The organism is Mycolicibacterium sp. CBM1 (genome assembly GCF_054073305.1).
In genome coordinates, this window is sequence record NZ_JBSXPP010000017.1 from 131,576 (window position 1) to 142,112 (window position 10,537).

The 10,537-nt window shown below is 66.6% G+C and carries 9 protein-coding genes; 8 read left to right on the forward strand and 1 reads right to left on the reverse strand.

Annotated elements, in window-relative coordinates:
- The first annotated feature begins 37 nt into the window (after positions 1–37).
- From ACXDF8_RS21240 to ACXDF8_RS21260, 5 genes are all read left to right on the forward strand, one after another.
- Positions 38–199: an NAD-dependent epimerase/dehydratase family protein gene (locus ACXDF8_RS21240; RefSeq protein WP_457225247.1), complete on the forward strand. Its 162-nt coding sequence runs from the start codon at positions 38–40 to the stop codon at positions 197–199.
- Positions 196–1,116: a TIGR03564 family F420-dependent LLM class oxidoreductase gene (locus tag ACXDF8_RS21245; RefSeq protein ID WP_457225248.1), complete on the forward strand. Its 921-nt coding sequence runs from the start codon at positions 196–198 to the stop codon at positions 1,114–1,116. Before ACXDF8_RS21240 ends, ACXDF8_RS21245 begins: the two co-directional genes overlap by 4 nt.
- Before the next feature lie 9 nt (positions 1,117–1,125).
- Positions 1,126–1,926, forward strand: coding sequence for a serine/threonine-protein kinase (locus ACXDF8_RS21250; RefSeq protein WP_457225249.1), 801 nt, complete (start codon positions 1,126–1,128; stop codon positions 1,924–1,926).
- A gap of 79 nt (positions 1,927–2,005) precedes the next feature.
- On the forward strand, positions 2,006–3,490 hold the full coding sequence (locus tag ACXDF8_RS21255; RefSeq protein WP_457225250.1) for an amino acid permease: 1,485 nt from the start codon (positions 2,006–2,008) through the stop codon (positions 3,488–3,490).
- 92 nt (positions 3,491–3,582) lie between these two features.
- Positions 3,583–4,044, forward strand: coding sequence for a hypothetical protein (locus tag ACXDF8_RS21260; protein WP_457225251.1), 462 nt, complete (start codon positions 3,583–3,585; stop codon positions 4,042–4,044).
- A gap of 17 nt (positions 4,045–4,061) precedes the next feature.
- Here the strand turns inward: ACXDF8_RS21260 and ACXDF8_RS21265 are convergent, their stop codons facing one another.
- On the reverse strand, positions 4,062–4,763 hold the full coding sequence (locus ACXDF8_RS21265) for a YcnI family copper-binding membrane protein (RefSeq protein WP_457225252.1): 702 nt from the start codon (positions 4,761–4,763) through the stop codon (positions 4,062–4,064).
- A 294-nt stretch (positions 4,764–5,057) separates the two neighbouring features.
- Here ACXDF8_RS21265 and eccA point away from each other — a divergent pair, with 294 nt between their 5' ends.
- The 3 genes from eccA to eccCa all read left to right on the forward strand — a co-directional run.
- Entirely contained in the window at positions 5,058–6,872 is a 1,815-nt protein-coding gene (gene eccA / locus ACXDF8_RS21270) for a type VII secretion AAA-ATPase EccA (protein ID WP_457225253.1), read from the forward strand.
- A complete protein-coding gene (gene eccB / locus ACXDF8_RS21275; RefSeq protein WP_457225254.1) occupies positions 6,869–8,395 on the forward strand; it encodes a type VII secretion protein EccB in 1,527 nt (508 codons plus the stop codon). Before eccA ends, eccB begins: the two co-directional genes overlap by 4 nt.
- Positions 8,392–10,537: type VII secretion protein EccCa (gene eccCa / locus ACXDF8_RS21280; protein ID WP_457225255.1), on the forward strand; the 2,146-nt coding region annotated here is incomplete at its 3' end. The genes eccB and eccCa, both read left to right, overlap by 4 nt.

The following is a 10,537-nucleotide window of genomic DNA, read 5'->3' on the forward strand; positions in this document are numbered from 1 at the left end:
CCGGGATGACAGTTGCTGACATCATCGCTAGCTGTAGATGACAGCGACTGACATGGAGGTCGAGATGCGGATATTCGTGACGGGCGCACCGGGGTGGGTGGGCTCGGTGGTGGTGCCGGAGCTCCTGGGCGCCGGCTACCAGGTACTGGGCCTGGCGCGCTCTGAGTCCGCCGCGACGGTGTCAGGACGAACGCGATGACCGCAGGCATCATGCTCGCGCCGGACCGCGGCGCGGACAACGTCGTCGACGATGTCCTGGCCAAGGCCCGGGCGGCGGCCGGTGCGGGGGTTCGCCAGCTTTGGGTGGCTCAACAGCTGGACTTCGACGCCGTCACGCTGGCTGCATTGGTCGGCTCGGCGAACCCCGGAGTCGGAGTGGGTACCTCAGTGGTGCCGATCAACCCCCGCCATCCGCTGATCCTGGCCGCCGCCGTGCAGACCGCGCAGGCGGCCACGCACGGTAGTTTCACCCTGGGACTCGGACTCGGCGTGGCGTTTCTGGAAGAGTCCGTGTTCGGGCTGTCGTGGACACACACGGTGGCGCGGCTAAGGGAATACCTCGGCATTCTCGACACCATCCGGACCGGGCGCCGCCTCGATCATCACGGTGCGCACCTGACGGCCGTCGACCCCGACGTACTGCCGGTCGCGCTGGCCGGGTCCGCGCCGTTTCCCATCCTGGTCGCCGCGATGGGGCCGCGTGCCCTACAGGTCACCGGTGAATTGGCCGACGGCACAATCGTTGCCAACACCGGACCACGGACGATCGAGGGGTTCGTCGTACCGACGATCACGCGAGCGGCGATCGGTGCGGAGCGGTCCGCACCACGGGTGGTTGCCATGGTCAGCGTCGCCGTTACCGACGACGTCGAGTCGACCCGGGCCGAGATTGCCCCCCGCCTGGCGTTCTACGACTCCATCCCGTCGTACCAGAAGACCTTGGCGCGCGAGGGCGTCTCGGCCAGTGTCGATCTCGCCGCGATCGGGACCGAGGAGTCGGTCACCAAGACGCTGCGCGGCTACCTGGACGCCGGAGCGACCGAACTGGTGATCCTGCCGCAGCAGACCGGTCCGGCTGAGTTGAAGAGGATCTACGAGATGGCGGCCGGTCTATAGGCTTGTCGTGTGTTGTTGCGCCCTGGCGAGGAGTTCGGCGGCTATGTCGTCGACCGGGTGTTGGGGCGTGGCGGCAACGGGACGGTCTACCTGGCGCACCGGGCCGCCGAGCCGCCGGTCGCGCTGAAGGTGCTGCACGGCACGCCCACGCTTGAAGCGCTGGAGCAGTTGCGGCGAGAGTACGAGATCGCCGCCGAACTGCACCACCCGCACATTGCCGCGATGGCGGAGCGCGGGCCGACGTGGCTGGCCATGCAGTACGTCGACGGCGGCGACGGCACCGGACTCGCCACCCTGGCCGAGAAGTTGGCGGCGCTCGGCCAGATCGCCGACGCCCTGGACTACGCGCATACTCGCGGCGTCGTGCACTGTGATGTCAAACCGGCCAACATCCTTGTCCACCGAGACTTTCCCCACGGCGGCGCGGTGCTGATCGACTTCGGGGTCGCGCACGTCGCGGGCGAGTCCATACCGCCGAGAGCTGCCCGGCCGCGCCACGTCCAGGCGTCGCTGCCCTATGCGGCTCCCGAGCTGCTGACCGGTGAACAGCCGTCGGCCGCGACCGATGAGTATGAACTGGCATGTACCGCGGTCGAATTAATCACCGGCGCAACGCCATTCCGAGCGGCCACGGCGGTGGGCCTTTTTGACGCGCACCTGCACCATCGTCCTCCACGCGTTTCGCACCACTCGCGCTGGATACCAACAGCTTTCGACTCCATTCTTGCCAAGGCCATGGCCAAACGCGCAGAGCTGCGTTACCAGAGCTGCGCGGAATTCATCCACCTCATCACGCGCGTTCTGAAGTGACGAGCACGTCAAATCCTGTGTAACAGAAGATTAACCGCCGTGACGCTTCAGCGGTTACGGCACTGGCTACTTCTAGGAGATGGGAGCGCCTACCGCCTACGACAATTCAGCGTTGGCCCACGAAGAGGCCGGCTACCACAAGGGGCTCAAGCCCCGGCAGCTGCAGATGATCGCCATCGGGGGAGCGATCGGGACCGGGCTGTTCATGGGCGCCGGAGGGCGCCTCCACACCGCGGGCCCCGGTCTGTTCATCGTCTATGCCATCTGCGGGCTGTTCGTGTTCTTCATCCTGCGGGCTCTCGGTGAGCTTGTCCTGCATCGGCCGTCGTCGGGCTCCTTCGTGTCGTACGCGCGAGAGTTTTTGGGGGAGAAGGCTGCCTACGTCGCAGGCTGGATGTACTTCTTCAACTGGGCGTGCACATCGATCGTCGACGTCACCGCGATCGCGCTCTACATGCATTACTGGGGCTCATTCAAGGCGATTCCGCAGTGGACGATCGCATTGGTCGCTCTGGTGATCGTGCTGACTGTGAACATGATCTCGGTCAAGGTGTTCGGCGAGATGGAGTTCTGGGCAGCACTGATCAAGGTCGTCGCCCTGGTGACGTTCTTGCTGGTGGGCATCGTGTTCCTGGCCGGTCGATTCACCATCGAGGGTGCGGCGACCGGGCCGTCGGTGATCGCGGACAACAGGGGCATGCTGCCCAGCGGCCTGCTGGCCCTGGTGGTCATCACCTCCGGCGTCATCTTCGCTTATGCCGCTGTGGAATTGGTGGGCACCGCGGCTGGCGAAACCGAGAATCCGGACAAGGTGATGCCCAAAGCCATCAACTCGGTGGTGTTCCGCATCGCGATCTTCTACGTCGGCTCGTTGGTCCTGCTTGCACTTCTACTGCCCTACACCACCTACAAGCAGGGCGAGAGTCCGTTCGTGACCTTCTTCTCCCGGATCGGGGTCCCCGCCGCGGGCACGATCATGAACTTCGTGGTGCTCACCGCGGCACTGTCGAGCCTCAACGCCGGGCTGTACTCGACCGGACGCATTCTGCGGTCGATGGCGATGAACGGCAGCGCACCGCAGTTCACCACGCGGATGACCAAGCGCGGCGTCCCGTTCGCGGGAATCGCGCTGACCGCATGCTTCACCGTCGTGGGTGTCTTCCTGAATCTGGTGGTGCCGGCCGAGGCATTCAACATCGCACTGGACCTGTCGGCGCTGGGCATCATCGCCTCGTGGGGCACCATCGTCATCTGCCAGATCCAGCTGTACCGCTGGTCGCAGAAGGGCATTCTGAGTCGCCCGGCGTTCCGGCTGTGGGGTACGCCCTACACGAGCTACGCCACCCTGGTCTTCCTCGCCGCCGTCACCGGCCTGATGTGTTTCGAGAACGTCTGGAACCTGATCGCGCTGCTGGTCATCGTGCCGGTGTTGGTCCTCGGCTGGTACCGGGTGCGCGGCCGGGTGCTCGAGGTGGCCCGCGAACGTGTGGGCTACACCGGCGACTACCCGGTCGTCGCCGAGACTCCGCTGCAGGACGAGTTCCTTGGCGAGGACCGTCGCTAGGTCACCCCGAGCCCCCGGTCACGCATTGGACACTGGAGTTGACCTGCGTAGCGCGCAATACTGACGCACGGGGATTCGCATCGGAGGTCGACGTGAGGAAGCGTGTGTTGTCGACAGCCGCCGCGGCCCATCTCCGGCCGACCGGTCCGGCCGCGGCCATGGTGCATCCCGACGGAGGCATCAATGTGGTTGCCGGGACGCCCGATGCGATCGCCGCCGTGGTGGGCGGCCCGCAGTGGGAGACGATGAGCAGCCGCCACGGCGTGGTGTTCTGGTTCACGACCAACGGCCGCAGGCGCACTGACGTCAACCGGCTGGCGACGCAACTGTTGCTCGCGACGTCGCGGTGGTCGGCCGCCGAGGTCCCGCTGCTCTACGGTCCCGTGCTCGTGGCGGCGCGTTCCTCGGACGGTTCGCCGTCGGCGTTGTCGATGGCGCATTTCGAGGTTCTCAACACCCGCTCGATGTTGTCGTGGCGGGCGCGTCGTGTCCTGCGCCGGCGCATCGAAGGCGAGCGTCTCGCCGGGCCGATGCCGATGTCGCGGTTCGGGTAGACGTAGCGGCGGGCCGCTCACGACGATTTGCGCCGCGCAAGTGCGAGATTGACGATGCCCAGCAGAACAGCCACGGTGGCGAGCCCCAGAGCGGTGAGGGCGGGCCAACCCAGTGCTGCCGCCCCGCCGGGGGTGGGGCTGGCAGCGGAGGCGGGGGACATGGATCCGTGGCCGCTGCCGGCCGGGAGCATCAGCATGGGAGCGGGATGCTCAGGTTCTGCTGTGCCGATCTTCGCCTTCTCGTCCCAGCGGACGATCGTGCCGTCGGTGTACGTCTGCACGGCAGGCAGGTAGATCATCGGCTCCTTGGGCAGCGGGCCCGCGGAGATGCTGAACATGTCGAACTGGTTGGGCGGGATGCCGGCCTGAGGACCGGTGGCTTTCCACTCGACAGTGGAGACGTAGTCGGTGATCTCGTTTCCATCGTCATCCTTGCTGGGCGTCGCCAGCTTCTTCTTCGTCACCGTCGCCGTCCATCCCGGCTTGGGCTGCGTGTCGACCGAGATGATCGGTTGATCATCGGGCAGCGTCACGAGGAGGTCCGTGGTTGCGGCGGTGTCCGACTCGCTCGGCACGCGGAAGGTGAGGACGCCGTAGCCGCCCTGTGTGGCGTCAGTTCCGGATACTTCGACGTGGGCCCACGCCGGTCCGGCGACGGCGATGCCGAGGGCCGCCACGGCTGTTGCGATGAACGTTGCGCGCAGAGATGCTCTCATCATCAGTATTTCCGATGTCCTTTCCTCCTGGCCCGCCGCCGTCCGGTCGGTCCGCTGACAACAGTCGGCCGGGGGACGCTGTGGGTTCCTCCCGGCGGCTGCCAATGTGCTGTGAACCGTCGAAGGCCGGGCCGGCGGGGATCCGATCGGCGCCGGGACGGGAAGTCGAGGGTGCCCTGGGAACTAGTGAAACTGCCTAGCCGACTACTGCGGCGTGAGGGATGCGATTGACCGTTGTCGGGCTGAAGAATCAGACGACCGCCGGCAGAGATCTTGTGCGCGGCCGCTGTGTGAGCCGTGACCGGCAGCGTGGCCGACCGCGTCGATGCCGAGCTGGTCAGCCGCTTTGCGACGTGCTGCCGGGCGCTGGGGTTGGCGGTCCACGACCGGCGCAGGCCCGCCGACCTGTCGGCGGCACGCCGGGGTTTCGCCGAGCTGACCCGGATCGCCCACGATCATTGCGACGCGTGGGCGGGTTTGGCAGCATCTGGCGAGACCACCATCGGGGTCCTGGCGGCCGTTGCGCGCACCTCGGCGAGCAGTGGGATCTTGCAGCGGCGCGCCGAACTCGCCACCCGCGCCTTGGGATTCGACTACGACAGTGGACTCTATCTTCGGTTTCGGGCCAGTGACCCCGATGAGTTCCATCTCGCGTACGCCGCGGCTCTGGCTCTCGAGGGTGATTGTGGTCGAGCGGCGGGCATCGTCGCGGAGTTGAGGGACCGCAGGCCGGCGTGGCGTGAAGCGCGCTGGGTCGACGCAGCGTTGTGTTCGCGTGCTCGCCGCTGGGCGGACGTGGTGACGCTGCTGACGCCACTTGCCAACGACCCTGCCCTGGACGTGGTGTTCGCCCACGCGGTCAAGATCGCCCTCGGAGTGGCGTTGGCGCGACTCGGGATGTTCACTGCGGCACTGTCGTATGTGGAGGCGCCTGCGGGTCCGGTGGGGTTGGCGGCGTCGGACGGGGCGCTGGTCAAGGCGCTGTCGTTGCGGGCGTGTGGGAATGAGGACGACGCGATCGCGGTCCTACAGGAGCTCTATGTCGCCGATCCGGCCAACGATCAGGTCGAGCAGGCGCTGTCGGATCCAACGTTCGGTATCGCCACGACCACGGCTGGCCGCATCGCGGCCCGAACCGATCCCTGGGATCCCGAGACCGAGCCGGGCGCGGACGAATTCGTCGACCCCGACTCACGTGAGCGGAAGACGGCCCTGCTCGAGGAGGCCGAACGTGAACTCGATGAGTTCATCGGCCTGGAGGAGGTGAAGAATCAGGTGTCGCGATTGAAAAGTTCGGTCGCGATGGGCATCCGCCGCGAGCAGCGCGGGTTGGCGGTAGCGCAACGCAGCCACCACCTGGTCTTCGCTGGCCCGCCGGGCACCGGTAAAACGACCATTGCCCGGGTTGTGGCCAAGATCTATTGCGGCCTGGGATTGTTGAAGAAAGAGAATGTCCGCGAGGTGCATCGGGCCGACCTGATCGGTCAGCACATCGGGGAGACCGAGGCCAAGACCAACGCGGTCATCGACAGTGCGCTGGACGGCGTGCTGTTCCTCGACGAGGCCTACGCGCTGGTCGCCACCGGGGCCAAGAACGACTTCGGTCTGGTGGCCATCGACACCCTGCTCGCTCGGATGGAGAACGACCGGGATCGATTGGTGGTCATCGTCGCCGGCTACCGGGCTGACCTCGACCGGTTCTTGGACACCAACGAGGGACTGCGGTCGCGGTTCAGCCGCAGCATCGAGTTCCCGTCTTATTCGGCCGGGGAGTTGGTCGACATCGCCGCGGCGATGGCCGCCAAACGCGACAGTGTCTTCGAGCCCGAGGCGCTCGGCGACCTCGAGGAACTGTTCGGCTGGCTGGCGGCGGCGGCGACACCGGACTCCGCCGGCGTCGCGCGCCGCAGTCTCGACATCGCCGGTAACGGTCGCTTCGTGCGAAACGTCGTCGAACGATCAGAGGAGGAACGGGAATTCCGGCTGGATCACACCGATCCGCCTGGCGCGCAGGAGCTCAGCGACACCCAACTCATGACCATCACCGCCGCCGACGTCCGCGGCTGCGTCGTGCCGCTGCTGCGCGGTCTGGGCCTTACGGCGCCGGCGTGAGACCCACCCAAGAACGCCGCGCGTTCGCCTCACGCACCCCGTCCAACGACAACTCCGACGGGCTCGGCTACCGACGTGGTTTCATCACCCGTCATCAGGTCACCGGATGGCGATTTGTCCTGCGTCGCATAGCTTCCGGGATTGCCCTGCATGACACCCGCATGCTGGTGGACCCACTGCGCAGCCAATCGCGCGCGGTGACGATGGGTGGACTCATCGTCATCACCGGCCTGGTCGGTTGTTTCGTCTTCTCGGTGCTCCGTCCCAACGGGACGGCGGGGAGCAACCCCATACTGGCCGATCGTGACACGTCGGCGCTCTATGTCCGTGTCGACGACCGCCTGCACCCTGTGCTCAATCTGATCTCGGCTCGGCTCATCACCGGTCGGCCAGCCACACCGAAAGTGGTGAATAGCTCCGCTCTGGACACCCTCCCTCGCGGGCCGGTGGTAGGCATCCCTGGTGCACCGGAACGCATGGTGCAAAATACTTCCCGCGATGCCGAGTGGACGGTCTGCGACCGTCTGGACGGGATGTATTCCGGGACCACGGTGATCGGCGGCCCTCTGGTTCAGGGCGGCGCGCGCGCGTCCGCCTTACCCCGAGACAAGGCAGTGTTGGTCGCCGGCGGATCTCCCGATGCGCCTACGACCTGGCTGTTGTGGGACGGCCGGCGCAGCCGCATCGATCTGTCCGACCGCGCGGTCACCGACGCACTGGGTCTGCCGGTTCCGCTTCCCGCGCCACGTCCCGTCGCGTTGGGACTGTTCAATGCGATCCCTGAAAGCGCACCACTAGTGGCACCCGCCATCCCGGGAGCGGGCACCATGCCCCTGTTCCCGATGTCGGTGCTCGTGCCTGTCGGGTCGGTGGTGTCGGCGCTCGGTATTGACGACACATTGTTCTACTACGCCGTCTTGCCTGACGGCCTGCAGCCGATATCGGCGGTGTTGGCAGCGCTGTTGCGCAACAGCAATTCCTATGGGTTGGCGCAGCCACCCCGACTCGCCGCGGACGAGATCGCTCACCTGCCGGTGTCGCGGGTGCTCGCCGCCGCGACGTATCCCGATCAGCCGATCAGTTTGACGGACACGATGAGCGCACCGGTCACCTGTGTGCAGTGGTCGCAACGCGCCGGCGCACCGTCAAGCTCACTGACGATCATGACGGGCGCAGTGTTGCCGATCGCCGACAGCGCGCATCCGGTCGAACTCGCCGCGGCAGAGAGCTCGCTAACCGCTACGCGCGTGGTGTTGCCCATCGGTACGGGTTACTTCGTCCAGACCGTCGCTCAGCAGCCGCCATCTCCACCGGCCGGCGCTCTGTTCTGGGTGTCCGATACCGGCGTGCGGTACGGGATCGAAGCCGCCAATTCGGACGAGCTGGCCGCAACCGTCGCGGCGCTCGGGTTGACGATGCCCGCCACGGCGGCCCCGTGGTCGGTGCTGGCCTTGCTGGCGCCGGGCCCCGCGTTGTCGAGCGGGGCCGCATTGCTGGTGTTCACGGGAACGGAGAAGCGTTGAGCAGGCTCATCTTCGAGGCTCACCGGCGGCTCCCCGGACCGCCGGTCCGGCAGGGCGCCATCACGATCGAGCCGCCTCCGGCGCTACCACGGGCAGTGCCCGCATCGCTGCTGCGCCGGGCACTGCCGATCTTGATCGTCCTGTTGATTGTGGGCATGATTGTCGCGCTGTTCGCGACCGGAGCCGGGCTCCTCTCGCCGCAGACCCTCTTTTTTCCCTTCGTCGTGTTGCTGGCCGCCACGGCGCTGTATCGCGGGAACGAGACCAAGACACGGACCGAAGAGGTCGACGCCGAACGCGCGGACTACCTGCGCTACTTGTCGGTGGTGCGCGACAACATCCGTGCCCAGGCCGCCGATCAGCGCGCCGATCTTGAGTGGTCGCATCCAGACCCCGCGGCGCTGGCAACGATCCCGGGGACGCGGCGGCAGTGGGAACGCGATCCGGCCGACCGAGACTTCCTGGTGTTGCGCGCCGGGCTGCACGACGTGCCGCTAGGAACCATGCTGCGGGTCACCGACGCCACCGACGACGTCGATCTGGAACCCGTGGCGCACACTGCGTTGCGAAGCCTGCTCGACATCCAACGAACCGTTCGCAGCGCGCCCAAAGGGATCGACCTGTCGGTGAGTGCGAGGTTGACTCTGGTCGGTGTCACGGGGGACGCACGTGCAGCGGTGCGGGCCTGGCTTGCGCAAGCTGTGACGTGGCACGACCCAGCTGTTCTAGGAGTTGCCTTGGCCAGCCCCGATCTCGAGGCGCCAGACTGGTCGTGGCTCAAATGGCTTCCGCACGTCGATCTCCCGGGATTTGTGGACGCACTGGGTCCAGCTCGCCAGCTCAGCCGGGACCCTGACGATCTCCTGACGCGTCTCGGTCCTGCGCTCGCAGGACGTCCCGGTTTCGGTGGCGGGAATGGCGGCGACATGCGCCATCTGGTCATCGTTGTCGATGTCCCGAACTTCGATCTGTCGACGTCGGTGTTGTCGGCCGGATGGGCCGGGGTCACCGTGGTGCATCTGACCGAAGCACAACCGCACCGGGAGCAGTACCCCGACCCTGAAAGGCCCGTGTTGAAGGTCGCGGGCGGAGCGATCGAGCGCTGGGAGACGGGCGGCTGGCAACCGTATGTGGGGTGCGCCGACCGGATGACCGCCGCCGAAGCCGCCCATCTGGCCCGCCGCCTGGCACGCTGGGACTCCAATCCCGCTCATACCGGATTGCGATCCGCGGCGGTGAGCGGCGCGACGTTCACCGCACTGCTCGGCATCGACGACGCCACCGACCTGGATGTGCCCGCGCTGTGGGCCCCACGAGAACGGGACCGGGAGCTGCGGGTGCCGATCGGCGTGACGGCCACCGGTGTCCCGATGTATTTCGACCTCAAGGACGAGGCCGAGGGTGGTATGGGGCCGCACGGCTTGATGATCGGCATGACCGGCTCGGGTAAGTCGCAGATGTTGATGTCGATCCTGCTGTCGCTGTTGACCACTCACTCGGCGGATCGGCTCATCGTCATCTACGTGGATTTCAAGGGGGAGGCCGGCGCCGATATTTTCCGGCATTTCCCGCAGGTCGTCGCGGTTATCTCGAACATGGCCGAGAAGAAGTCATTGGCCGACCGGTTCGCCGACACGCTGCGCGGTGAGGTCGCCCGCCGGGAGAACGTGCTGCGGGACGCCGGTCGCCGCGTGCAGGGCAGCGCCTTCAACTCGGTCACCGAATACGAGGCCGCACGGCCTGCCGCCGAAGCTGCTGGAATCGATCTTCCGCCGCTGCCGACGCTGTTCGTGGTTGCCGACGAGTTCACCCTGATGCTGGCCGAACATCCCGAGTACGCCGACCTGTTCGACTACGTCGCCCGCAAGGGGCGGTCGTTTCGGATCCACATCCTGTTCGCCTCGCAGACCCTCGACATCGGCCGGATCCGCGACATCGACAAGAACACCTCGTATCGCATCGGGCTGAAGGTGGCCAGTCCGGCGGCTTCCCGGCAGATCATCGGCGTCGAAGACGCCTATCACGTCGAATCAGGCAAGGAACACAAGGGCATCGGCTTTCTGGTACCCGCTCCCGGCGCCGCCCCGATCAAGTTCCGCAGCACCTACGTCGACGGCATCTACGACCCACCACGCCCGGTGA